This is a genomic window from Massilia luteola (assembly GCF_034420155.1).
GTDB classification, from domain to species: domain Bacteria; phylum Pseudomonadota; class Gammaproteobacteria; order Burkholderiales; family Burkholderiaceae_D; genus Telluria; species Telluria luteola.
Window position 1 is genome coordinate 1 of sequence record NZ_JAXOFN010000053.1, and the last position, 22,327, is coordinate 22,327.

Below are 22,327 nucleotides of genomic sequence, written 5' to 3' on the forward strand. Positions count from 1 at the left end.
CTAGGGTCTGTCTGACTGAGGGAACGAAATTTTGTTTGGTTGGTCAGATGGCGATGAGCCGAACTGACCTAACTGAACAGCAATGGCGGCAGCTGGAACCACATTTGCCGCCCAATCCACATCACGGTCATGCTTATGTCGGGCACAGACACGTGATTAATGGGATCGTGTGGCGGTTGAGGACTGGCGCGCCTTGGCGCGACATCCCACCCCGCTACGGTCCTTGGCAGACCTGTTACGACAGGTTTGTGCGTTGGTCGCGCAACGGCACATGGCAACGTCTACTCAAGATCATGCAGGCGGCCGCGGATGCATCCGGCCGCATCGACTGGGACGGAGCTGCGCTTGATGCGACCCACGTGAAAGCTCAGCGAAGTGCCGCTGGGGCTCGAAAGACACTTCCTGCGGCAGAAAAAAGGGGGATGTAATTGACGAGTGGCTGGGGCATTCTCGTGGTGGACTCACCAGCAAGATCCATCTTTGCGTGGATGGAAACGGTCTGCCATTGTCCTTCATCGTCACGGCCGGCCAATGCAGCGACGCGGCGAACATCGGCCCTGTTCTTGACGCCATTTCAGTACCCCGACCAGGGCGAGGCCGGCCACGCAAACGCCCGACATGCTTGCGTGTCGACCGCGCTTACGGTGCCCGGCATTATCGGCGACAGATCCAACAACGGGGCATCCGCTGCGTGTGCCCCGAACGACTTGATGCGCAGAACAGCCGGCTGCGCAAAGGGCGTCGCGGTGGCTCGCCTCCACGATTCGACGCCGAAGCGTACAAGGGCCGCAACGTCGTCGAACGCGCGATCAACCGATTAAAAGACTTCCGCGCCGTCGCAACGCGATACGACAAACGCGGCCATAACTTCTCTACGGCCGTGCTTGTCGCGACAATTATTTTATGGCTCCTCTGAGATCAGTCAGACACGCCCTAGCCCAGGCGACATTCGGATAGGCCTGCAATTGCGCCCTCCCCTGCGCGGCGATGGTCGCGGCTTCGCTCCCGTCCTGCGTCAGGAAGCCATGAGAATGCCGTGCGAAGCGGTTGCGCCGCCGCGCGGCATCGATGACGAGCACATTGCGGCGGGCACGCGCCAACTGCAGCGCGGCGGACAAGCCGGCGTAGCTGCCGCCGACAACGATAACGTCGAAATCAGCCTGGTTTCCGGACGTGTGCATGGTGCTGTTCTCCATGTTGAGCGTACTGCGCATTGAAGCGTTCGGATAGATCGGCCAGCGTGACGTCGGCAAAACGGCTGACCAGTAAAGCCTCGGCTTCGTCGAAGGCGCTGGTCAGCGACTGGTTGACGACTTTCTCGACCAGGCACTCGGGATGCTCCACGCGATTACCCATCGCGAACACCGTCGGCGAACCGACGCTCACATACACGTCGTGCAGCGTGAGGTTGCGCAGGTCCGCCGTGATCACCCAACCGCCGCCGTGGCCTTTTTCGGAACCGACATAACCACGTTCCCGCAGCCCGGCAAGCGTGCGCCGCACGAGTACCGGATTGGTCTGCAAGAAGCCAGCCAATTCCTCGGAGGTGAGCGGCCGTTTGCTGTGCGCCATGTGCAGCAGCAGGTGGAGGACGGAAGAGAGTTTACTGTCACGTTTCATGTAACTTATGATAGTACATGAGCGCTTTGGGCGCAACTACCGATTGCTATGGTCCCGTGGACCTTATCGTCAACAGCGCAGGCGTGATGCTGCCATTCCGGTTGGAAGCACTTTGGTGCGCCGGATAAAAACTTATTTGTCCTGATAGCAGCCATTCCGTACACTGAACCATTTTGAACGCCCGCAATCGGGCAGGAGCGCACAATCAGCAACTGCGCGACAAAGAGCGCATTTTTAAATGTCGTGGCCTGATAACATAGAAGTGGATTATTTCTCTTATTCAGATGCCTACGAACCGCTACATCATTGGCCTCCGCTAAAACCTTTTTACGAAAACAATCCGTGCTAGCGGTTATCATCAGCGTGCACCTGCTGGCACTTGCGATGTGGTTGCAGGAAAAGCGGGTGCGCATGGAGCGACAACCTGCGCTGATCTCAATCCTGTTGCGGCCGATAGTCAAAGCGACTGCGCCCACGACGGACCGCCCGAGCCCGGCTATCCATCGCACGCCGACAAGCATGTCGAAGAAAAAGCTTCCTGAGCATGACATCTCGCTTCCGGATGCAGGCCCGTCGCACGCAAGCACGAATCGCGCGGACGCAGCGTCAGACGCGGCGTCGCCCACACCGGCGAGTTCCCCTGACGCCAGTTTCAATATGGACCTCGTCCGGCGCCAAGCTAGCCGCGTCGCGCGGGCGATTGCCCAGGAACTGCCGAGCGTGCCGTCTGGCGCGGACTCGCGATGGACCCGGTTCGGGCATGATGTCGATGCTGCCCACTTTGAGGCGGGGGTATGGCAGGACAGTTATACCGCGCCCGATGGAACGATCATCTACCGCAAACACGTAGGGGGAAAGACGATATGCAGGATGAGTGGAAACGTCGGCCCCGAGAACGGCGTCATTAAGGGAATCGACGAAGCAGGATCGATCGCATGTCCGTCGAGGGCGCAATGGAAGCGTGAGCCCTGATCCGGCGCTCCGCATCTCGGCATGCTTCGAAAAAGTAGCTTGGCACGAGGCCAATGCGGAGCACGCTGTCTGCAAATCGACGCCGCGACGCCGCGACGCCTGGCGCAGCCGGCATTCGACATGCCCGGGTTCGGCCAGAAGCGACTGGCTGTGGTAGAGGGGGTCTTCGATTCCTTCTGCCCATAAATCGAATCATTGCTGGGCGATTCACATGCGCAACACGCGCTCCAGGCCCATCCGGGGACGGCCGCGTCAATCGCCGTTCGGGTATGCCCCAGTTCATGGCCGCGGACTCGATCCAGGTCAGCAGGTTCTCGCGTCGCGTCAGCGACTTCTTGCTACCGAACCCGGCGTTGGAGAAGCTGGTTTGCCTAATCGGATAGGTGACAATGATGGGAGGCGCTATCGTGCCAGTTACACGATCGCCGAGGGGATCAGCGATTACATCGGCACTTCGATTGAGGAAATTTGCGCTTACGTGGCGTCAGAACCCGCGTCATTTTTCGAATCGAGTCCCCACTCCTGCCAATCATCACCGAATAATTCGACCGGGTGCTGCGTGCGCACCGAACCGTTTCCGCATGCGAGTGAATCTACGGGGCAATATTTGTCACATCCCCAGCACACACGCTCCGGGTGTATAGGATGGATGGGGAATTTTTTAGCCATGTATGAAGCATAGTGACCTGGGCAGTGACTTTCCTTAATCCAAGTCAATTCAATCCGAAACCATGCTTTGGCCAGTTATGGTGATCGCTTCATCTACATAGAGATAGTTTCGCCAACGATGGTGGCTCTTTTTAAATTCTGCAAAGCATAGGCCAAGCCTTCTGCTCATGTTTGTCTACAACGGTTTATAAAATGATGGCGAGTTCCTTGCCGGTCACTTGATGAGCCTTGCTTGCGGTGACGACACCGGCTGTCCGTGGCCTGCTAACGAACGATGGCCAGGTCTGCTTTGGGTCCGACGTTGCTGTACACCGGCACGGTCAAGGCCTCGTCACGATCTACGTCGATGGCAACCCGTCGGCAGCAAAACGTCCCCCGACTTCGGAAATACGTAACGCCGCCGACACGTGCCCCAAGCCGACCGCCGGACCGTCGGCTGACCGCGGCACGGCGCCATGACATTCCCGCGTTTACCGGACCGCCCACACATCCGCCGCGGCCTGCGCAAAATCGTCGAAATCACGGGCGGGCCGGCCGGTAACGCGCGCCACGGTGTCGGTAAGGTCTGTGCCGTAACCCTCGCGGATGGCGTCCTGGTCGCGCAGGATCATCTCGAGGTAATCGGCCGGCATGCCTGCCTGTTGAAGCAGTTGTCCCATGCCTTCGCGCGGCAAGGCGTGATGTACGACGGCGCGGCCGGACGCTTGCGCGATCGCATCCGCCGCTTCGCCGAAGCTGAGCGCGCGCGGCCCCGTAATCACATGGGTCGCATGGACGTGCCCGGGTTCGGTAAGCGCGCAGGCTGCCACGCCCGCGATGTCATCGGCATCAACGAACGCGACCGCGCCGGTGCCGGTCGCGGTGGCGACTGCCCCCGCCTGCAGGATTGCGGGCAGAAGGAACCCTTCGGAGAAATTCTGCGCGAACCCCGTCGGACGCAGGATCGTCCACTGCAATCCGGATTCGCGCACCGCCCGCTCCACGTTGCGGCGGCCGGAATCCTGCGGCTCGTGCGGAAAGTCGACGCCCATCGAGGACAGTGCGACAACCGACTCGACACCGCTTCGCCGTGCCTGCCCGAGGAACGCCGCCACGACGTCGGACGGATCTTCGACGAACGCCGGCGGCACGAGGTAGACGGCGCGGGCGCCGTCGAGGGCCGGGGCGAATGTCGCCGGGTTGTGCCAATCGAACACGACATTGCCACCATCGCCGCGGCGGCTCGCCCGCCGCGCGACCTGGCCGCGCCGGGCAAGGTGGTTGAGCAGGCGGCGCCCCGTTTTTCCGGTGGCGCCCGTTACCAATATGGGAGAAGCGTGCATGACGAAATCCTTGATCTGTTTTGTAGGAGACGTCACTATAGGAATAAATTCCGATCGAAAGAATGCACGAAACCATCGATTCCATGTTCAAACGTATCGATTCATGTACTGACGCTCTAACGCAAGTGCTGGAAGCGGCCCAGCTCGGGGGGCGCTTGTCGGCCTCGATTTCGGTCAGGGCGCCGTGGGGCTTGCGGTTCGGGCACGTCGAGCGGCTGGCCGGCTTCCACGTGGTCTCCCGCGGGGCCTGCTGGCTGCTTTGCGAAGGCGATGACACACCGGTTCGGCTGGAGCCTGGCGACCTGGTCCTGTTACCGCATGGCACGGCGCACGTCTTGTGCGATGACCCTGCCAGTGAGCCCATCGATCTGCACGCGTACGCCGCGAATATTGCCCCCGGCCAGACGTTGGCTTTGCCCGACGGAAGTGGACCGGAATGCGCGCTGTTATGCGGTTCCTATTCGTTGTCGCTCGACGGCCGCTACCCATTGCTGCACGGCCTGCCACGGCTGATCCATCTGCGCGCGGAGCAAATTGCCGAAGGGGCGTTGGCCGCCACGGTCCGGATGCTGGAAGCGGAAGCCGCACGGGGAGCGCCCGGTTCTTCGCTCGTCATCGATCGCCTGGTCGACCTGCTGTTCGTCCATGCGCTGCGCACCTGGCTCGCGATCCAGGCCGACGGGGCGAGCGAAAGCTGGTTCGGCGCGCTCGCGGATCCGGTCGTCGGCCCGGCGTTACAGGCCGTGCACGCCGATCCGACTTTCAACTGGACCGTGGAGACATTGGCGCGCGTGGTCGGGCTATCGCGCGCGCCGTTCGCCCGCCGTTTCCGCAGTGCCGTCGGCGAGCCGCCCCTGTCCTATATCACGCGTTGGCGCATGGCTGTCGCGGCCGGGTTCCTGGAACAAGGCGAGCGCGCGGCGCGCGTGGCGGGCCGGGTCGGATATGACGACGAATTCGCGTTTGCAAAAGCGTTCAAGCGGGTGCGCGGCATTTCGCCGGGCGAACACCGGCGCCGTTATGCCGGCGCGAGCGTCGGAGCATGACCCGACTTCGAAACGCGCGCATCCATTCACCGAGAATTGGGCGGGCTACGGGCCGGCAATACCTGCCCGACCACGAACACGGGCGTAAAAAAGCCCGCATCGCGCGGGCTTCGTCGGCATCGGACGACGGACTTACTGGGTGACCGGCGCGGCAGGTACCGGCGTGGCCGGCGCCGGGGTAGCCTCCGGTGCCGGGGTGGCCGGGGTGGCCGGGGCGGCCGGCGTGGCGGGGGTCGCCGAAGTGGCCGCATCAGCCGACGTCGAAGCCGGAGCCGCCGGAGTAGCCGGTGCCGCCGGGGCGGCTGCGGTTGCCGGAGCCGCTTCCGCAGCCGGCGCCGGCGTTGTCGTCGCGGCCATGTCATCCTTCACGGTGTCGGTCTTCGCGACATGCCTGGTCTTGCTCTTCGCATGCCTGGCGCTCGCCTTCGCTGCCTTGGCATGCGTCTTGGCCGTCTTCGCATCGGCGTGCGCTTCCTTCGCGTCGGCTTGCGCTGCCTTGGCTTCAGGCGGCATGGCCTTCGTCTCGGTTTTCGTTGCCTTCAAGTCCGCGTTGTTGACCAGCACGGCTTGCTTGGGGGCGGGCGTCTGGGCGAATGCCGCGGTGACGAACAGGCCGGCGATCAGGGTAGCGATGGTTTTTTTCATGATGAAGGGTCCTCAGAGTTTATCGGTCCAGGTGCACATCGTTCGTGTGCCACTTATCCCTTCAACGAGGTCTTCTGTCCGTCTGTTGACGCACTTTACAAACGGTTACTGTGTTGACGGATGCTTACACCGCCGCGTTGTGCCGTGCACGCAAACGAAAAAGCCCGCGTCGCGCGGGCTTTTTCATGCGTCGGGACCGGATTACTTGGCCGCGACCTTCGTGGCCTTGTGCTCGGCCTTCGCGTGCTTGGCGTCGGCCTTCGCTTCCTTCTTGGTCTCCTTGGCCTCGACCTTGGCTTCCTTCACGTCGGCCTTGGCGGCTTGCTTCTCCTGCTTGGCTTCGACCTTGGCCGCGGCCGGCGTGGCGGTTGCCGGCTTGGCGGCCGGTGCCGGCGCCTGGGCGAAGGCAGCGGTTGCGAACAGGCCGGCGATCAGGGTAGCGATGGTCTTTTTCATGATGAAGGGTCCTAAGAAGTTTTGGGGTTCGGTGCAAGTCGTTTTGCGTCGCACTTGTCCCTAAAACGGGGCGGCGGGTCCGTCTGTTGACGCGCTTTACAAACGGTTACCGCGCTGACAGATCCTTACATCTCGACAGTTCTAGAAGTCGTAGCCGTGCCAGGCATCCTTGAAATCCTTGGCGCGCGCATCGACGACTTCCGGCCGCGCGCGCAGCCACGCGATCACGGCCTCGCGATCGTCTTCCGTCGGCGAACCGCGCTCGATGCGGGCGACCACGCCTTCCGTCTCGCTGAACGGCTCGCGGCCGCCGAAGCCGCCGCCGAGCAGGCCGCGTTCTTCCAGCGCGCCGAAGAAGTCGTTGATGAAGTCGTGATACGGCTCGCCGCGCATCGGGGCGTGGAACACGAGTTCGACGTCGAAGCAGTGCTCGCGGAATTCGCCGACGCGCATCTTCTTGCGCTGGCGGGCATTCAGGCGCCGCATGCGGCTGGTCGAACGGGGATCGCGTTTCATGGGGTCTCCTTGGTTGTCATCGATTGGTCGGCGTCATAGGTCAGCCCGATCTGGCGCCGGACCTCGTCCATCACGCCCATCAGCGCCAGCGTATCGGCATGCGTCATGCCCGGACTTTCGACGAGGCCCGCGCGCCAGCAGCGCTGCGCCTCGGCCACCTCGTGCACGTAGCCGTTGCCGGCATAGGGTGTGGGCACGGTGCGCGAGATGCCGTCGGCACGCACCACCGTCACCGTCTGCGCGCGGTAGAACATCGTGTTCATGCGCACGTGACCGCGTTCGCCCGCGATCGTCAGCTCGCTCGGCAGGCGCGCGCGCAGCGAGCAGCTGCACATCGACATGCCGCCGCCGCCGTGGCGCAGCAGGATGCCCGTCTGCTCGTCGACGCCGGTCGGGCCGAAGTCGGCGTGCGCCAGCACGCCCTCCACTGGCCCCAGCAGCGCCACCGCGATCGACAACGGATAGATGCCCAGGTCGAGCAGCGCGCCGCCGCCCAGCACGGGATTGAACAGGCGGTGTTCGGGGCCGACGTCGGCCTTGAATCCGAGGTCGGCGTTCACCTGGCGCACGGTGCCGATCTCGCCCGAGTCGACGATGCGGCGCACCTCGGCCAGCGCGGGCAGGAAGCGCGTCCACATCGCCTCCATCAGGAACAGATTCTTCGCGCGCGCGAGCGCCACCAGTTCCTCGGCCTGCCGGCGGTTGACCGTGAAGGCCTTTTCGCACAGGACGCCCTTGCCGGCTTCCAGCGCCAGGCGCACGTTCTCGTAATGTGCGGGATGCGGCGTGCCGACGTAGACGAGGTCCACGTCGCCGGCCGCGACGAGGTCGTCGTACGATCCATATGCCGTACCGCCGAATTCGCGCGCGAACCGTCTGGCGCTGGCCAGGTCGCGCGAGCCGACGGCGGCGAGCTGCGCGTCCGGTGTGTCCTTGAGTGCGGTGGCAAAGGCCTTGGCAATCTTGCCCGTGCCAAGGATGCCCCAACGTACCTTGTCGTTCATGGCGCTGTCCTCCTTATGCATTGCTGGCCGGCCGCTTCGGCCGGAACACGGTTGGGTCGAGATAAAACGCTTCGTCCTGGTCCGGCCACCAGCCCGGCACGCCCAGCACGGGCAGCGGCGTGAAGCCGGCCGTGGACAAGCCCGCGGCCGCTATCGCCTTGGACACCGCGGCATCGATCCAGTCGCGGCGCGCGGCGCGGTCGAGCGCAAAAAATTCCGCGGCGGCGGGCACGACGCGCACATGGGCCGTGATCGCCTTGCGCGGCACGACGAGCTTTTCCATCAGCGCGTGCCCGAACAGCCACAGTTCGCAATCGCGCCCGAACATGGCGCGCTGGTCGAACAAGGCGTCGCGCCAGCGGTGCGCGCGCAGGTCGTCGACGAGCGCGCGGCCCGCGGCGCCGTCACGCACGACGAGCAGGGCCGCGTTCTCGTCGAAGATGGTGGCGGCGTCGCGCGCCGGCCCGCGCGCCTTGCCCACGCCGGCCTGCGCGATCTGCGCGGCCTGCAGGGCATTCAATGCGCGCTTGATGCGCGGGAAGGTCTGCCACACGAGGCCATTGAAGAAATCGTGCAGGTTCGCGCGCGTCGGCACACAGCCCGTGGCGCCGATGAAGGCTTCGTACGCCATCCCTTCCGGCAGCGCGTCCTGCGGCACGAAGCGCAGCGGTTGGCCGCTGTCGTTGACCAGCCCGAGCCGCGCCGCATTCGCATTGAACGCCGCGATGAACGGGCCGGCAGCCAAACTGTCGAAAGCGGGACGGACCGCGTCGTACCACGGCCGCGTCCAGTCGATGTCCGGGAACATCCCGTTACAGCATCTTCCAGCCGATCTGTTCGCCGGCGTTCAGCGGCACCAGTTCCTGCTCGCCCATCGGCACCGTCGCCGGCAGGTTCCACGCCTCGCGCTTCAGGGTGATGGTGCCCTCGTTGACCGGCAGGCCGTAGAAGTTCGGGCCGTTCAGGCTCGCGAACGCTTCCAGTTTATCCAGCGCGCCGGCCTGTTCGAAGGCGGTGGCGTACAGCTCCATCGCGTGCAGCGCGGTGTAGCAACCGGCGCAGCCGCAGCTCGCTTCCTTCGCGTGGACGGCGTGCGGGGCGGAGTCGGTGCCGAGGAAGAAGCGCTCGTCGCCGCTCGTCGCCGCCGTCACCAGCGCCAGGCGGTGTTCCTCGCGCTTCAGGACCGGCAGGCAGTAGTAGTGCGGGCGGATGCCGCCCTTGAAGATCTCGTTGCGGTTGTACAGCAGGTGGTGCGCCGTGATGGTCGCGGCGATCGGTCCCTCGGCCTCGGCCACGTACTCGGCCGCGTCCTTCGTCGTGATGTGTTCGAAGACGATCGGCAGTTCCGGGAAGTCGCGGCGCAGCGGACGCATCACGCGTTCGATGAACACGGCTTCGCGGTCGAACAGGTCGATGTGCTGGTCCGTGACTTCGCCGTGCGTCAGCAGCGGCATGTCGAGTTCCTGCATCACCTCCAACGTCTTATAGCACTTGCGCAGGTCGGTCACGCCGGCGGCGGAATTCGTCGTGGCACCGGCCGGGTACAGTTTCACCCCGTGGATGAAGCCGGCGTCGCGCGCGCGGCGGATCTCGTCAGGTTCCGTGTTGTCGGTCAAATACAACGTCATCAGCGGCTCGAACGACATGCCGGCCGGCAGCGCGGCCAGGATGCGGGCGCGGTATTCGGTCGCCAGCGCCGCGGTCGTGACGGGCGGCTTCAGGTTCGGCATGACGATGGCGCGGGCGAACTGGCGCGCGCTGTGCGGCAGCACGCTGGCCATGGCCGCGCCGTCGCGCAGGTGCAGGTGCCAGTCGTCGGGGCGGATGAGGGTGATGGTGTCGGGGGATTCGATGATGGACATGGCGGCTCTCGGATTGCGAACCCCGACATTTTACTCGCACGCACCGCGTCCGGCATGCCTTGTAAGTGCACACGATACATTGCAATACAGAACGGAAATACCCTTTGGGGCTAAAATCGTCGTATTGTCAACCGGCCCGCGCAAACATGACATTCGAATTGCTTACGCTTGCCCAGCTGGCGTGCATCATCGTGTTCGGTTACACGGTCTACGGCCTCACCGGTTTCGGCTCGTCCGTGACGGCGATGCCGCTGCTCGTGCTGTTGATTCCGCTGCGCACGGCGGTGCCGCTGATGCTCGTGTTCGATCTCGTGTCCGGCCTGCTGCTGGGCCTCAAGAACCGCCGCTTCATCGAAAAGCGCGAAGCCCTGCGGCTGATTCCGTTCATGGTGGCCGGGATGGCCATCGGCGTGCTCGCCCTCGTGCGGGCGCCGGAACACCTGCTGCTGCTCGTGCTCGGCCTGTTCATCCTGAGCTATTCGGCCTGGAGCCTGCTCGTGCGCGGCAAGCCGCAACCGCTGGCGTCCGCGTGGGCCGGCCCGTTCGGCGTCGTCGGCGGCATGTTCACGGCGCTGTTCGGCACCGGCGGGCCGTTCTACACGATCTTCCTCACGCGGCGCCTGCACGACAAGGTGACCCTGCGCGCCACCATCAGCGGCGTGCTGTTCTTCAGCGCCGTCGCGCGCCTCGTGCTGTTCACGGGTGCCGGGCTGTATCGCCAGCCGACGCTGCCGCTGCTGGCCGTCGTGCTGCTGCCGTTCGCGCTCGGCGGGCTGTATCTCGGCAACCGGCTGCACCAGCGGCTGCCGGCGGAGCGGGTCAAGCAGGCCGTGTGGGTCGTGCTGATCGCGGGCGGGGCGAGCCTGGTGCTGCGGAACCTGTAAACGTCGTTCCCGCGCGATAAACCACGTCGTCCCTGCGTCATAAATCAGCTCGTCCCCCCCCCGTTAAAATTACGTCGTCCCCGCGCAGGCGGGGATCCAATTTGCACGCATCGCGGCAGCGCCGAGAGTACTTGGGCCCCCGCCTGCGCGGGGGCGACGTTCTTTGCACGGGGGCGACGTTTTTTGCACGAGGGTGACGTTTTCGCGCGGGGGCGACGTTTTTTGCACGGGGTGACGTTTTTCTGTTAACCATACGATCAACGTCAGTGAATAATCCGCGCCAAAAACTCCCTGGCCCGGTCCGACTTCGGCGCCTCGAAAAACGCCTCCCCGGCGCTGTCCTCGACGATGCGCCCCTCGTCCATGAACACGACGCGGTCCGCCACGCGGCGCGCAAAGCCCATTTCGTGGGTCACGACCATCATCGTCATGCCGTCGCCGGCCAGGCCGGTCATCACGTCGAGGACTTCGCCCACCATTTCCGGATCGAGCGCGGACGTCGGCTCGTCGAACAGCATCGCGACGGGGTCCATCGCCAGCGCCCGCGCGATCGCCACGCGCTGCTGCTGGCCGCCCGAGAGCTGGGCCGGGAATTTGTCCTGGTGCGCCAGCAGGCCCACGCGCTCCAGGTATGTCAGGCCGTTCGCCGTCGCCTCGTCGCGCGGCCGTTTCAGCACCTTGACCTGGGCCAGCGTCAGGTTGTCGCGCACGGACAGGTGCGGGAACAGCTCGAAATTCTGGAACACCATGCCGATGCGCGCGCGCAGCGCAGGCAGGCGCGTGGCCGGGTCGCCGACGGACGTGCCGTCCACGCGGATCGCCCCTTGCTGGAAGGGCTCGAGGCCGTTGACGGTCTTGATGAGCGTCGACTTGCCCGAGCCGGACGGGCCGCACACGACGACCACGTCGCCGCGCGCGACGCGCGTCGTGCACTCGCGCAGGACCTGGAAAGGGCCATACCACTTGCTGACATTGTCGATTTCGATCATCTTGTTTTCACCGGATTTGGGCGTGCTTGACAGCACCCGCAACGCCAAGGATACTGCCGGGACTTGTCAATATCACAGCACCAGGCACCCGGCAACTACCTGATCTTGCACGAGATTGTGCCACGGCGCCGGAACAGGAAGGACGATCTCCCCTGTTCCGCAATCTGCCACCACTGAGGAAGCTTATGAACCAAAGAAACCGCCTCACCACCTGGATCCTCGTGGGCCTGGTACTCGGCATCGCCGTCGGCTACGTGGCGAACACCCATATGACCGATACCAAGGGCTTCGCCGAGACGATGTCTCTGGTGACGACGCTGTTCCTCCGCCTGATCAAGATGATCATCGCGCCGCTCGTGTTCTCGACGCTGGTGGTGGGCATCGCCAAGATGGGCAATGCCGCGGAAGTCGGCCGCATCGGCATCAAGGCGTTAAGCTGGTTCATCATCGCTTCCCTGCTCTCGCTCACGCTGGGCCTGATCCTCGTGAACCTGTTCCGGCCGGGCGACGCGATGGCCGCCGCCGGCCACCTGCCGGACATGAGCGCCTCGTCGGGCATCACCGCCTCCGGCCTGACGCTGAAGGACTTCGTCACCCACCTCGTGCCGACGTCGATCGCCGACGGCATGGCCAGGAACGAGATCCTGCAGATCGTGATCTTCTCGATCTTCTTCGGCACCGGCGCCGCCGCCGTGGGCGCGCGCGCCACGCCGCTGGTCGACGCCATCGACGGCGCGGCCCACGTGATGCTGAAGGTGACTGGCTATGTGATGAACTTCGCACCGTTCGCCGTGTTCGCCGCGGTGGCCGACGTCGTCGCCACGAGCGGCGTGGGCGTGCTCTCCACCTACGGCAAGTTCATGGGCGAGTTCTACCTCGGCATCGCGCTGCTGTGGGCCGTCCTGATCGCGATCGGCGTGCTGTTCGTCGGCCCGCGCCTGTTCAAACTCCTCGGCCTGCTGCGCGAGCCGACCATCCTCGCGTTCACCTGCGCGTCGTCGGAGGCCGCGTATCCGAAAACGCTGGAAGGCCTGGAACGCTTCGGCGTCAAGAACCGCCTGGCCGCGTTCGTGCTGCCGATCGGTTACTCGTTCAACCTGGACGGCTCGATGATGTACTGCACCTTCGCCTCGGTCTTCATCGCCCAGGCCTACGGCATCGAGCTGGCGCTGTCCACGCAGCTGACCATGATGCTCGTGCTGATGCTGACGTCGAAAGGCATGGCCGGCGTGCCGCGCGCATCGCTCGTCGTGATCGCCGCCACGCTGGGCCAGTTCCACATCCCCGAGGCGGGCCTGCTGCTGCTGCTCGGGATCGACCACTTCCTCGACATGGGCCGCTCGGCCACGAACGTCATCGGCAACGGCATCGCCACGGCCGTCGTCGCGAAGTGGGAGGGGGACCTCACAGATCCGGCGCTTGCCGAGAAAGACATCGCCGCCGCGCCGTTGCGCTGAGCGGCCACCGAATCCAGGCTCCTTCCCCAGGAGCCTTTTTTTTGCCTTCCAAAAATTGTTAAAAAAGGAGATCCAATGTTTTTAAAATCCATACGCGCACTGTTCGCACTGTTCCTGTTTTCGATGTGGGCCGCGGCCGCCCAGGCCCAGGCCACGCACCGCCTGCCCAACGTGGTGATCCTCGCCACGGGCGGCACCATCGCCGGCACCGGCGCCACCAGCACGACGACGGTCGGCTACACGGCCGCCAAGGTCGGCGTCGATGACCTGATCAAGGCCGTGCCGGAACTGAAGCAGGTCGCGCACGTGACCGGCGAACAGGTGTTCCAGATCGCCAGCGAGAACATGAGCAACGAGCACTGGCTGACCCTGGCCAAGCGCGTCAACACGCTGCTGGCCAGGCCGGACGTGGACGGCGTCGTGATCACCCACGGTACCGACACGATCGAGGAAACGGCGTACTTCCTCGACCTCGTCGTCAAGAGCAAAAAGCCGGTGGTGGTGGTGGGCGCGATGCGGCCGTCGACCGCGATCTCGGCCGACGGCCCGATCAACCTGTACAACGCCGTGCTGGTCGCGGGCAGCCAGGAAGCGATCGGCAAGGGCGTGCTCGTCGTGATGAACGACCAGATCAACGCCGCGCGCGACGTCAGCAAGACCAACACGACGACGACGGACACCTTCAAGGCGACGGAACTGGGCCTGCTCGGCTACGTGGTGGGCAACCAGCCGCACTTCTACCGCGCCTCGACCCGCAAGCACACGGTCGACACGGAGTTCGACGTGAGCAACCTGACGTCGCTGCCGCAGGTCGACATCGCCTACACCTACGCGAACGTGGGCCCGACGGCCGTCAACGCGCTGGTCGCCGCCGGCGCCAAGGGCCTGATCCACGCGGGCGTGGGCGACGGCAGCCTGCCGATCAAGGTGCGCCCGGCCCTGTCGGCCGCGCGTGAAAAAGGCGTGATCATCGTGCGCGCCAGCCGCGTGGGCCAGGGCATCGTCGCGCGCAACGGCGAGGCCAATGACGACCAGCTGGATTTCGTGGTGGCCGATACGCTCAATCCGCAGAAGGCGCGCATTTTGCTGATGCTGGCGCTGACGAAGACGAACGACACCAAGGAGATTCAGCGGATGTTCTATACCTATTGACGCGGCGTTTGGTGGGTACCTTCGTTTGTGAGGCCCGGCCTCACAAACCCCACCGGACGATGTTCGCAGTGCCGTAGGGTGGGCGGCCTCCGCCCACTCGCAACGCCAACACATCGCGCGCGTCAACAAAAAATGGCCGCGCTTGCGGCCATTGTTACGTCGTCACACCAACGCGTGTCCCTGCATCCGCGTCAGGATCGCCAGCGGACTCGCATCCTTGTCGTACTGGTGCATGGGCGACAGCTGCAGCGTGTGTTCCATCATGTACTGCCCCGCCATCACGGCGTGCGAGGTCTGGTCCGAGAAGCACACCCACGCGCAGCCCGGCGGGAAGCCGAACGTGACCTGCGGCGCATTCTTCTGGTAGTCGAGGTCGGACTTCATCGCGTCGTGCAGCTGCAGCATGATGTGATCGTATTCGCTGCGCAGCGACTTCGTCACGTGCAGCATCTTCAGCACCTTCGCCTGCCAGGCCGAATACGATTTTACTTTCGGCAGGAAGCGCCGGGCCACGTCCTCGAACGGTTCGCCCACGCGCCACACGCGCGGTTCGCCGTCCTGGTTCACGTTGGTGAACACGCGCAGCAGGCGCTCGCCGTAGTTCGGGCGCGACGGAAACGCGTCCACGTGCATGCGGCGGTCGTCGGCGCGCCACGATTGCACGCGGTTCTGCACGACCGCCGGCCGGAAGCTCGTCGCGCCGCGGCGCAGGTGCTCGCCGTAGCGCGGCACCAGGTTGCCCAGCAATCCTTCGGCCTCGGCACGGAAACGGCCGATCATCCCCGCCATCAGCGCGCGCGTCGCGTCGTCGCCGACCACGCCTTTCAGGTCGCCGGCGGACGAGAGGCTGATGTTGCGGGTCTTGGGGTCGCGGATGTCTTCGCGGAACAGCGCCAGTTCTTCCTTGTGCGGCGCGAAGCCGTGCTGGCCGAAGTTCGGGAAGTACAGCACCTTGCCCGCTTCCAGCGCGGCGATCCAGGGCGGGTTGCCGTGGCCTACGTCCGCCATGTCGATCTCGACGATCTGTTTTTCCATTCCGTTCACATCCTCATCAATCTTGTACGGCTTCGACCGGCGGCGACGCCAGGTCTTCGTCCTGCCTGGCCTGCTGGCGGTCCCACATCTGCCGGTACAGGCCATCCGCCGCGATCAGGGCCGCATGCGTGCCCCGTTCGACGATGCGGCCGTGGTCGAGCACGAGGATCTGGTGGGCGTCGGCGATGGTCGACAGGCGGTGCGCGATGACGAGCGTCGTGCGCTGCTTCGCGATTTCCTTCAACTGCGCCTGGATCGCCTGCTCCGCCTTCGAATCGAGCGCCGACGTGGCTTCGTCGAAGATCAGGATCGCCGGATTCTTGAGCAGCGTGCGCGCGATGGCCACGCGCTGCTTCTCGCCGCCGGACAGTTTCAGGCCGCGTTCGCCCACCATTGTCGCATAGCCGTCCGGCAGGGTTTCGATGAAGTCATGGATCGAGGCCGCGCGCGCGGCCGACACGATGTCGGCGCGGCTCGCGCCCGGGCGGCCGTAGGCGATGTTGTATTCGATCGTGTCGTTGAACAGCACCGTGTCCTGCGGGACGATGCCGATCGCGTCGCGCAGCGAATCCTGCGTCACGTTCCTGACGTCCTGGTCGTCGATGCGGATCGCGCCCCGCTGCACGTCGTAAAAGCGGAACAGCAACCGGGACAAGGTCGACTTGCCCGAGCCGCTGTGACCCACGACGGCCGTCGTGGTGCCGGGCGCGATCGTAAAGTCGACGTCGAACAGGATCTGGCGTTTCGGGTCGTAGTTGAATTCGACGTGCGCGAACTCGACCCGCGCACCGTGCGTGACGAGCGGCCGCGCATCGGGCGAATCGGCCACCTCGCGATTCTGTTCGAGGAGGCCGAACAGGCGCTCCATGTCCGCGAGGCTCTGCTTGATCTCGCGGTAGATCACGCCGAGGAAGTTCAGCGGGATGTACAGCTGGATCATGAAGGAGTTCACGAGCACGAGGTCGCCCAGGGTCATCGTCTTGTCGATCACGCCCTGCGTCGCGCGCCACAGGATCGCCGTGACGGCCGCCGCGATGATCAGGGACTGGCCCGTGTTCAGGACCGACAGCGACGTCTGCGAACGCACCGCGGCCTGCTCGTACTTCTGCAGGCCCTCGTCGTAGCGCTTCGCTTCGTAGTCCTCGTTGCCGAAGTATTTCACCGTCTCGTAATTGATCAGCGAGTCGATCGCCTTCGTGTTCGCCTTCGAATCCAGCTCGTTCATCGTGCGGCGGAAATGCGTGCGCCATTCCGTGACGGTGACGGTGAACGTGATGTACGTGACGAGCGCGACGCACGTGATGCCGGCGAACCAGGCGTCGTAGTGCGTGCCGAGGTAGCCCAGCACCAGCGTGATCTCCACGAGCGTGGGCAGGATCGAGAACAGGGAGTACGAGACGAGCGAGCTGACGCCGCGCGTGCCGCGTTCGATGTCGCGCGTCATGCCGCCCGTCTGGCGGTTCAGGTGGAAGCGCAGCGACAGCGCGTGCAGGTGCCGGAACACTTTCAGCGCGATCGTGCGCACCGCGCGCTGCGTCACGCGTGCGAACAGAAATTCGCGCAGCTCGGTGAACAGCGTCGTCGAAAAGCGCAGCGCGCCGTACGCGACGAGCGCGCCGAGCGGCAGCACGAGCAAGGCGTGCGGGCTGGATGGGTTGATCGTCAGGTGGTCGATCAGCTTTTTCAGCACGAGCGGCACGCCGACGTTGGCCATCTTGGCGCCGACGAGGCAGATCAGCGCGGCCAGCACCCGCCATTTATAGACCCACAAATAGGGCAGCAAGGTGGCGATGGTGGCCCAGTCGTTCCGTTTGGCGTTCGGATCGACGGGGGGCAGGGAGTTCGGCGGAGAGCGTCGCATGGCAGGGCTCGAAGTTTTATGGTTCAATCGGGAGGATTGTAGCCTTTACCGAGATTTCAAGATGACCCAGCCACAAAACCACACCCCATCCGCCACCCGCCTGCCTGAAGGAAAGATGCCGGTGCTGCGGATGATGCCCGCCCCGTCCGATGCCAACGTCTACGGGGACGTGTTCGGCGGCTGGATCATGGCCCAGGTCGATGTCGCCGGCTCGCTGCCGGCCGTGCGCCGCGCGAACGGCCGCGTCGCCACCATCGCCGTGAATTCCTTCGTGTTCAAGAACCCCGTGTTCGTCGGCGACCTGCTGTCGTTCTATGCCGACATCGTCAAGGTCGGCAATACGTCGATCACCGTCTACGTCGAGGTGTACGCGGAACGCAACCGCCTGCAGACGGACGTCGTCAAGGTGACCGAAGCCACGCTGACCTATGTCGCCACGGGCCCGGACCGCAAGCCGCGCCAGTTGCCGCCGCTGGAATCGCTGATCGCGCAGTAAATCGCAGGCCGCCGCGCACTGTCCATGAGCTGGCCGCGCCGCCTGTTCCTGCTGAACGCGGCGCGGCTCGCGGCCGCATCGTCGGCGTTATTGCACGCCGCGCCGTCGAACGCGGCCGGCTATCCGTTCAGCCTCGGCGTCGCATCCGGTTCGCCGCTGCCGGACGGCGTGATCCTGTGGACGCGCGTGGCGCCCGATCCGCTCGACGCGACGAAGAGCCCGTCGCTCGCCCTCACCCTGCGCTGGGAAGTGGCGCACGACGGGGCGTTCCGCAACATCGCCGCGAAGGGCAGCGCCGTCGCGACGCCCGAACTGGCGCACAGCGTGCGCGTCGACGTGCGGGGCCTGCAGCCGGCGCGCTGGTACTGGTATCGCTTCATGCTGGGCGACGCCGTCAGCCCCGTCGGCCGCACGCGCACGGCGCCCGCACCGGACAGCATGCCGGACTCGCTCAAGCTGGCCGTGGCCTCGTGCCAGCATTGGGAATTCGGCAGCTATGCGGCGCACCGCTACATCGAGCAGGCGAACCCGGACCTGATCTCACTCCTCCGGTGCATACTTCTTCCAAAGCCGTAATAGCGTATCGCACATGTCTTGGCCGGCCAGTCGGATCTGATTAACGCCGAATGGTTCTTCCGATTGCCATGGCTTGCGTTTGCCGACGTAATGCACGATGCGGGCAGATACCAGTTTCTCGGGGGTCATTCGGGTGCTTCCTACGTTAAACTCTGAAGGCAATTCGTGATACATATCTTTTAACACAAGGTTCAGAGCAGTTTGATTACCCGACCAAGGGCTCGCCTCCGTCACATGCATGAGCTTGTGCCGCTCGCCAATCAGCGCTCTGGGCCGTTTTCTATGCGTAATTTGAAGAGCAGAATAACGAAAGACGTTTGTTCCATAAACCCTGTGGAATAGGCCGGCGACGCATACTGCTTCGTCAGCTTCCCATTTCTGAAGCAACTCATGTGTGCCGTGAAGTTGCTCCGCTAAGGAACGGCGGCCGTGACGTATATCCGTAGTTCCGCAGCGGTAAAGGAATTCCTCAAGGCGCCCACTCACAGGTAATCCTTCACGCAAGCTGCGTTTTTATGACAATCGAAACTCGTAGTTCCGGGCATTCACGGCTGGGCGCCTGTGCTTTGTGAAGAATTGCCCCGAAAAGAAAACGATTCGACCGGGTTACGGCGATATCGATTTAATGACTTCATCGTCGTCCGAATAAAACGTTATATCTCCCGCCCAGTTCTTCCTCCAAATATCGTGGGCATAGTATATCGTAGTAAAATAATTTTCTTCATCTGTGCTGTCTGCGTGAATATGGCCTTCGACCCCGTATGTATGTGCATTAGCATAAACTCGTAGCGAGATGTATCCACGCAACTGATCTTTAGATAAAATTTCCCATAATGCATGAACTGGTGAGGCAGCAAGATTATTCTTTAGTTCCGGCAGGCAATTTTTTCTACTTTTGCCATCACCATCGGCAAAATGAGCGTGCCGAAAGCAATAACGGTCGTGATTTGCGTTCGACCTCCAATCGTATCTCCATATTTGTCGCCGGACAAGTTCGGTCAGTTCGTTTCGAAGATCACGTGGAATCGCATTATCAATTACGTTAATTTTTTCGTTTACGAACATAAAAGGATTCGCCATATAAATAACAAAATCTTTCTTTTCAAAAGGCGCCGTTACTCACTTTTCCTAATTTCGTCCCTGACGATACCAATATACAGCAACGACGGAAGTCAATGAAATTATTCCCGCGCAAACAAACGCCATTATGGGCGAAGGGTAAAACATTGTTACCCACAAAATGCACGCGCCCAACATAAAACTCAAAAAGACCGCGACCTGTCTTTTTCGCAACCTTCCGAGCTCGATAATTGCAGCGGCTCCTAGAAAAATCGAAGTGATGCTAACGTTCCGCAGTAGGGCCTCGGAACTCAGGCTGCCAGTTATTCGGTACACTACCGCCTCGCTCGCGATAAGAGAAAGCAACCCAACCCCGCAAAGCGCTTTGATTTTCCAGGAGAATTTAAGATCCATGATAACAAAACCTACAAGATTGGATTGGCTCTAGTATTATCGCCCAGTTACTTCCAACATACTTTTTGGCTTGGATATTTTAGGCGGTTCGAATCGATTTGCGATTGTCTTATTGACGACGCGCATCACAAACGTTGGGAATATTCATCAAGCATTGACGAAACGACTGTTTTTAATGTTTGTCTGCGAATAACCATATTCTCTCTTTCAAGATTTGATTAGTCCGACTTCGTTCAAACGTATTGCTACTTCACAGACCGAGAAAAGTTTGCAAAAACGCCGAAGACGAACGCATGGTCTAAAGACCCGATCAGTGACAGTTGCGCTCTTTCTCGAAGAATTTATTTACCCTGCATAACGCACTCATTGTTCCCGCCTTTATGCTTTTGACGACTAAAACTATACTTAGGGAACATTCTGGAATGCCATCCAAAAGTAACATTACAAAGATTTAATCTTCATCCTATTTAAATGAATTTGGCGCTTGTATGTCAGACGGTAGGCAGGTGCGGTAAAGTCTGAAGTCCTGCAGTTCCAGAAGCAGACCGGCGCGTGCAGTTTGGTAGGCGCTGGGGTGTTGGAGCCCGTGACTGAGTCGAAAGCGCACGCCCACCGTACTGGTCTTCCTGATCCCAAACGGTTACGAGCGCCGGCACTGGTCGAGCTCGCATGCACAAGCAGGGGAGCCGAGGACCGTGTCTGTTACTTCAATGGTAGGCATCGATGTCGCCAAGGGTGGCGATGAACCCGCACATCAGGTTCGGGCGCAGCGACAAGCGGGGCTATATGCTGATGGAGATTACGCCGGCCGCGACGCGGACGCGGTTCATGGGGCTGGACGCGGTGCGGGATCCGAAGACCGCGCAGCGGGAGCTGGCGGCGTTCCGGGTCGAGGATGGGAGGCCGGGCGTGGAGATCACGATGATCTGAAAACGGCGCGCAACGTGAAGTCGTCGTCCCCGCGCAGGCGCACTGCTGTCCGGAATAATTTGAGGGGAAATCGCTGAAGGTGTTGCAGGGATTGGTTTACGGGCGTATACCCGAGTCGCCAAACTCAAAAAACCAAAACCCCGCAACATGTTCAGCATAGCTACCTTTCAAGAATTATTAAAGGGCCTGCCCCGCTCGAAGTTTGATCAGCTGGTAAAAAGACACAAGGCCGACAAGTACTCGAAGAAGTTCGGGCACTGGCAACACCTGATCGCGATGATGTACGGCCAGCTCAGTGAAGCCCCGGGCTTGCGGGCGCTGGAGACGGGCTTTAATCATCACCGCTCTCACCATTACCATTTGGGCGCCGGGATGATCAAACGTACGACGCTGGCCGATGCGAACGCCAGGCGCTCCGATACCGTGTTCAGTGACGTCGCCAATTGGCTGATGGGACAGGTGTCGCGTCAGTTGCGCAGCGATAGTGCTGAATTGATGTATCTGCTCGACTCGACGTCGTTGACGCTCAAGGGACGGGAATTCGAGCGCTGGACACAAGAGAGCCGTACCCGTAATACCCAGGGTATCAAGGTCCATGTCCTGCTTGATGCCCAGACCCGGACGCCAGACTGGATTTCGTTCAGCGCGGCCAACGTCAACGACGTAGAGAAAGCCTGGAGCGTACCGCTGGTTCGGGGCGCCCTTTACGTCTTCGACAAAGGCTACTGCGACTACGCCTGGTGGAACGCCATCAGTCAGGCTGGGGCGCAGTTCGTTACCCGGTTCAAACGCAATGCCGGCCTACGGATAATCGAAGAAAGAAGCATTCCCGCCGAAGCCGCCGGGATCGTGCTCAATGATGAAATCGTCCAGCTCAAACATAAGCGCCCCGGAGGACGAGACAACCCATATCTGGCATCGCTACGGCGTATCACGATCGCTCGCCCGGAAAAGGACACGCCGCTTGTCCTGGCCACCAACGATCTGGACAGCGCCGCGTTCGAGATCGCCCAGCGTTACAAGGAGCGCTGGGGAATCGAACTGTTTTTCAAGTGGATCAAGCAGCACCTGAAAATCAAAAAATTCCTCGGGCGGAGCGAAAACGCAGTGCGCATCCAAGTGCTTACAGCGTTGATCAGCTATTTGCTCGTGGCGCTCTACAAGCAGCGGCACTCGCTCAAGATCAGTCTCTGGGACTGTCTCGTGCTGATACGCGCCACCTTGTTTCAGCGCCCCGAGATCGAAGCTTCCCGCTATCGACAACGACGGCGACTTCAGCAAGAAATGGCAGAGCTCCAGCTGAGCCTCATCTGATGAAACTGTCAAGAATTTTATTCCGGACAGCAGTGCGCGCAGGCGGGG

At 62.5% G+C, this 22,327-nt stretch carries 23 protein-coding genes and 1 pseudogene; 10 read left to right on the plus strand and 14 right to left on the minus strand.

Features of this window, described 5'->3' with window-relative positions; translation table 11 throughout:
* The first annotated feature begins 53 nt into the window (after positions 1 to 53).
* Positions 54 to 916, plus strand: a protein-coding gene (locus U9J41_RS28340; RefSeq protein ID WP_425260250.1) for an IS5 family transposase whose coding sequence is annotated in 2 segments (ribosomal slippage) — positions 54 to 423 and positions 423 to 916 — 864 coding nt in all. Because the reading frame shifts where the segments join, the coding sequence is not laid out codon by codon here.
* Between the two features lie 22 nt (positions 917 to 938).
* Here the strand turns inward: U9J41_RS28340 and U9J41_RS28345 are convergent.
* A pseudogene (locus tag U9J41_RS28345) lies at positions 939 to 1,181 on the minus strand (FAD-dependent oxidoreductase); the annotation flags it as partial.
* Positions 1,156 to 1,620, minus strand: a complete 465-nt coding sequence (locus tag U9J41_RS28350) for an RrF2 family transcriptional regulator (protein WP_322405521.1) — start codon at positions 1,618 to 1,620, stop codon at positions 1,156 to 1,158. The gene U9J41_RS28350 and the pseudogene U9J41_RS28345, both read right to left, overlap by 26 nt.
* Positions 1,621 to 1,926: 306 nt before the next feature.
* On the opposite strand from U9J41_RS28350, the gene U9J41_RS28355 reads away from it, so the two are divergent.
* Positions 1,927 to 2,592, plus strand: coding sequence for a hypothetical protein (locus U9J41_RS28355; protein WP_322405522.1), 666 nt, complete (start codon positions 1,927 to 1,929; stop codon positions 2,590 to 2,592).
* A gap of 474 nt (positions 2,593 to 3,066) precedes the next feature.
* Here the strand turns inward: U9J41_RS28355 and U9J41_RS28360 are convergent, their stop codons facing one another.
* Positions 3,067 to 3,261, minus strand: coding sequence for a DUF3079 domain-containing protein (locus tag U9J41_RS28360; RefSeq protein ID WP_322405523.1), 195 nt, complete (start codon positions 3,259 to 3,261; stop codon positions 3,067 to 3,069).
* Positions 3,262 to 3,731: 470 nt separating this feature from the next.
* Entirely contained in the window at positions 3,732 to 4,583 is an 852-nt protein-coding gene (locus U9J41_RS28365) for an NAD(P)H-binding protein (RefSeq protein WP_322405524.1), read from the minus strand.
* A 62-nt stretch (positions 4,584 to 4,645) separates the two neighbouring features.
* On the opposite strand from U9J41_RS28365, the gene U9J41_RS28370 reads away from it, so the two are divergent.
* Positions 4,646 to 5,629, plus strand: coding sequence for an AraC family transcriptional regulator (locus U9J41_RS28370; RefSeq protein WP_322405526.1), 984 nt, complete (start codon positions 4,646 to 4,648; stop codon positions 5,627 to 5,629).
* Positions 5,630 to 5,761: 132 nt separating this feature from the next.
* Here the strand turns inward: U9J41_RS28370 and U9J41_RS28375 are convergent, their stop codons facing one another.
* The 6 genes from U9J41_RS28375 to pyrC all read right to left on the minus strand — a co-directional run bounded on the left by U9J41_RS28375 (position 5,762) and on the right by pyrC (position 10,112).
* Positions 5,762 to 6,274: a hypothetical protein gene (locus tag U9J41_RS28375; RefSeq protein WP_322405527.1), complete on the minus strand. Its 513-nt coding sequence runs from the start codon at positions 6,272 to 6,274 to the stop codon at positions 5,762 to 5,764.
* A gap of 201 nt (positions 6,275 to 6,475) precedes the next feature.
* Positions 6,476 to 6,730: a hypothetical protein gene (locus U9J41_RS28380; RefSeq protein ID WP_322405528.1), complete on the minus strand. Its 255-nt coding sequence runs from the start codon at positions 6,728 to 6,730 to the stop codon at positions 6,476 to 6,478.
* Positions 6,731 to 6,871: 141 nt separating this feature from the next.
* Positions 6,872 to 7,246 carry a 50S ribosome-binding protein YggL gene (locus U9J41_RS28385; protein WP_322405529.1) on the minus strand — a complete coding sequence of 125 codons (375 nt, stop codon included), beginning with the start codon at positions 7,244 to 7,246 and terminating at the stop codon, positions 6,872 to 6,874.
* On the minus strand, positions 7,243 to 8,250 hold the full coding sequence (locus U9J41_RS28390) for a Gfo/Idh/MocA family protein (RefSeq protein ID WP_322405530.1): 1,008 nt from the start codon (positions 8,248 to 8,250) through the stop codon (positions 7,243 to 7,245). The genes U9J41_RS28385 and U9J41_RS28390 overlap by 4 nt, the downstream gene beginning before the upstream one ends.
* Positions 8,251 to 8,263: 13 nt before the next feature.
* Complete coding sequence (locus U9J41_RS28395) at positions 8,264 to 9,058, minus strand: DUF3025 domain-containing protein (RefSeq protein WP_322405531.1); 795 nt, start codon at positions 9,056 to 9,058, stop codon at positions 8,264 to 8,266.
* A 4-nt stretch (positions 9,059 to 9,062) separates the two neighbouring features.
* Complete coding sequence (gene pyrC, locus U9J41_RS28400; protein ID WP_322405533.1) at positions 9,063 to 10,112, minus strand: dihydroorotase; 1,050 nt, start codon at positions 10,110 to 10,112, stop codon at positions 9,063 to 9,065.
* 146 nt (positions 10,113 to 10,258) lie between these two features.
* Here pyrC and U9J41_RS28405 point away from each other — a divergent pair, with 146 nt between their 5' ends.
* On the plus strand, positions 10,259 to 10,996 hold the full coding sequence (locus U9J41_RS28405) for a sulfite exporter TauE/SafE family protein (RefSeq protein WP_322405534.1): 738 nt from the start codon (positions 10,259 to 10,261) through the stop codon (positions 10,994 to 10,996).
* Between the two features lie 263 nt (positions 10,997 to 11,259).
* Here U9J41_RS28405 and U9J41_RS28410 read toward each other — a convergent pair whose 3' ends face one another.
* Positions 11,260 to 11,985: an amino acid ABC transporter ATP-binding protein gene (locus U9J41_RS28410; protein ID WP_322405535.1), complete on the minus strand. Its 726-nt coding sequence runs from the start codon at positions 11,983 to 11,985 to the stop codon at positions 11,260 to 11,262.
* Between the two features lie 185 nt (positions 11,986 to 12,170).
* Here U9J41_RS28410 and U9J41_RS28415 point away from each other — a divergent pair, with 185 nt between their 5' ends.
* Together U9J41_RS28415 and U9J41_RS28420 are read left to right on the plus strand one after the other, a co-directional pair.
* Positions 12,171 to 13,442, plus strand: coding sequence for a dicarboxylate/amino acid:cation symporter (locus tag U9J41_RS28415; RefSeq protein ID WP_322405536.1), 1,272 nt, complete (start codon positions 12,171 to 12,173; stop codon positions 13,440 to 13,442).
* Positions 13,443 to 13,517: 75 nt separating this feature from the next.
* Positions 13,518 to 14,594: a type II asparaginase gene (locus U9J41_RS28420; protein ID WP_425261270.1), complete on the plus strand. Its 1,077-nt coding sequence runs from the start codon at positions 13,518 to 13,520 to the stop codon at positions 14,592 to 14,594.
* A gap of 162 nt (positions 14,595 to 14,756) precedes the next feature.
* On the opposite strand, the gene kdoO is transcribed toward U9J41_RS28420, so the two are convergent.
* Together kdoO and U9J41_RS28430 are read right to left on the minus strand one after the other, a co-directional pair.
* Positions 14,757 to 15,629 carry a Kdo hydroxylase KdoO gene (gene kdoO / locus U9J41_RS28425; RefSeq protein WP_322405537.1) on the minus strand — a complete coding sequence of 291 codons (873 nt, stop codon included), beginning with the start codon at positions 15,627 to 15,629 and terminating at the stop codon, positions 14,757 to 14,759.
* 16 nt (positions 15,630 to 15,645) lie between these two features.
* Positions 15,646 to 17,490 (minus strand): ABCB family ABC transporter ATP-binding protein/permease, encoded by a 1,845-nt coding sequence (locus U9J41_RS28430; RefSeq protein ID WP_322405538.1) that lies wholly within the window; start codon positions 17,488 to 17,490, stop codon positions 15,646 to 15,648.
* A gap of 61 nt (positions 17,491 to 17,551) precedes the next feature.
* On the opposite strand from U9J41_RS28430, the gene U9J41_RS28435 reads away from it, so the two are divergent.
* Entirely contained in the window at positions 17,552 to 17,986 is a 435-nt protein-coding gene (locus U9J41_RS28435) for an acyl-CoA thioesterase (protein ID WP_322405539.1), read from the plus strand.
* A 24-nt stretch (positions 17,987 to 18,010) separates the two neighbouring features.
* A complete protein-coding gene (locus U9J41_RS28440) occupies positions 18,011 to 18,562 on the plus strand; it encodes an alkaline phosphatase D family protein (protein WP_425261273.1) in 552 nt (183 codons plus the stop codon).
* Here U9J41_RS28440 and U9J41_RS28445 read toward each other — a convergent pair.
* The gene (locus tag U9J41_RS28445) at positions 18,527 to 19,048 is read right to left on the minus strand and encodes a DUF6817 domain-containing protein (protein WP_322405540.1); all 522 of its coding nucleotides are present in this window, start codon (positions 19,046 to 19,048) and stop codon (positions 18,527 to 18,529) included. The two genes, U9J41_RS28440 and U9J41_RS28445, sit on opposite strands and share 36 nt — an antisense overlap.
* A gap of 1,728 nt (positions 19,049 to 20,776) precedes the next feature.
* Between U9J41_RS28445 and U9J41_RS28450 the strand changes: the two genes are divergently transcribed.
* Together U9J41_RS28450 and U9J41_RS28455 are read left to right on the plus strand one after the other, a co-directional pair.
* On the plus strand, positions 20,777 to 20,965 hold the full coding sequence (locus U9J41_RS28450) for a hypothetical protein (RefSeq protein ID WP_322405542.1): 189 nt from the start codon (positions 20,777 to 20,779) through the stop codon (positions 20,963 to 20,965).
* A 147-nt stretch (positions 20,966 to 21,112) separates the two neighbouring features.
* Entirely contained in the window at positions 21,113 to 22,279 is a 1,167-nt protein-coding gene (locus U9J41_RS28455) for an IS4 family transposase (protein ID WP_322405543.1), read from the plus strand.
* The last annotated feature ends 48 nt before the right edge of the window (positions 22,280 to 22,327 follow it).

Bases quoted from the DNA above. Each gene is read 5' to 3' on its own strand.
- U9J41_RS28350 (WP_322405521.1), bottom strand. From the start codon at position 1,620: ATGAAACGTGACAGTAAACTCTCTTCCGTCCTCCACCTGCTGCTGCAC.
- U9J41_RS28360 (WP_322405523.1), bottom strand. From the start codon at position 3,261: ATGGCTAAAAAATTCCCCATCCATCCTATACACCCGGAGCGTGTGTGC.
- U9J41_RS28365 (WP_322405524.1), bottom strand. From the start codon at position 4,583: ATGCACGCTTCTCCCATATTGGTAACGGGCGCCACCGGAAAAACGGGG.
- U9J41_RS28370 (WP_322405526.1), top strand. From the start codon at position 4,646: ATGCACGAAACCATCGATTCCATGTTCAAACGTATCGATTCATGTACT.
- U9J41_RS28375 (WP_322405527.1), bottom strand. From the start codon at position 6,274: ATGAAAAAAACCATCGCTACCCTGATCGCCGGCCTGTTCGTCACCGCG.
- U9J41_RS28380 (WP_322405528.1), bottom strand. From the start codon at position 6,730: ATGAAAAAGACCATCGCTACCCTGATCGCCGGCCTGTTCGCAACCGCT.
- U9J41_RS28385 (WP_322405529.1), bottom strand. From the start codon at position 7,246: ATGAAACGCGATCCCCGTTCGACCAGCCGCATGCGGCGCCTGAATGCC.
- U9J41_RS28390 (WP_322405530.1), bottom strand. From the start codon at position 8,250: ATGAACGACAAGGTACGTTGGGGCATCCTTGGCACGGGCAAGATTGCC.
- U9J41_RS28395 (WP_322405531.1), bottom strand. From the start codon at position 9,058: ATGTTCCCGGACATCGACTGGACGCGGCCGTGGTACGACGCGGTCCGT.
- pyrC (WP_322405533.1), bottom strand. From the start codon at position 10,112: ATGTCCATCATCGAATCCCCCGACACCATCACCCTCATCCGCCCCGAC.
- U9J41_RS28405 (WP_322405534.1), top strand. From the start codon at position 10,259: ATGACATTCGAATTGCTTACGCTTGCCCAGCTGGCGTGCATCATCGTG.
- U9J41_RS28410 (WP_322405535.1), bottom strand. From the start codon at position 11,985: ATGATCGAAATCGACAATGTCAGCAAGTGGTATGGCCCTTTCCAGGTC.
- U9J41_RS28415 (WP_322405536.1), top strand. From the start codon at position 12,171: ATGAACCAAAGAAACCGCCTCACCACCTGGATCCTCGTGGGCCTGGTA.
- U9J41_RS28420 (WP_425261270.1), top strand. From the start codon at position 13,518: ATGTTTTTAAAATCCATACGCGCACTGTTCGCACTGTTCCTGTTTTCG.
- kdoO (WP_322405537.1), bottom strand. From the start codon at position 15,629: ATGGAAAAACAGATCGTCGAGATCGACATGGCGGACGTAGGCCACGGC.
- U9J41_RS28430 (WP_322405538.1), bottom strand. From the start codon at position 17,490: ATGCGACGCTCTCCGCCGAACTCCCTGCCCCCCGTCGATCCGAACGCC.
- U9J41_RS28435 (WP_322405539.1), top strand. From the start codon at position 17,552: ATGACCCAGCCACAAAACCACACCCCATCCGCCACCCGCCTGCCTGAA.
- U9J41_RS28440 (WP_425261273.1), top strand. From the start codon at position 18,011: ATGAGCTGGCCGCGCCGCCTGTTCCTGCTGAACGCGGCGCGGCTCGCG.
- U9J41_RS28450 (WP_322405542.1), top strand. From the start codon at position 20,777: ATGAACCCGCACATCAGGTTCGGGCGCAGCGACAAGCGGGGCTATATG.
- U9J41_RS28455 (WP_322405543.1), top strand. From the start codon at position 21,113: ATGTTCAGCATAGCTACCTTTCAAGAATTATTAAAGGGCCTGCCCCGC.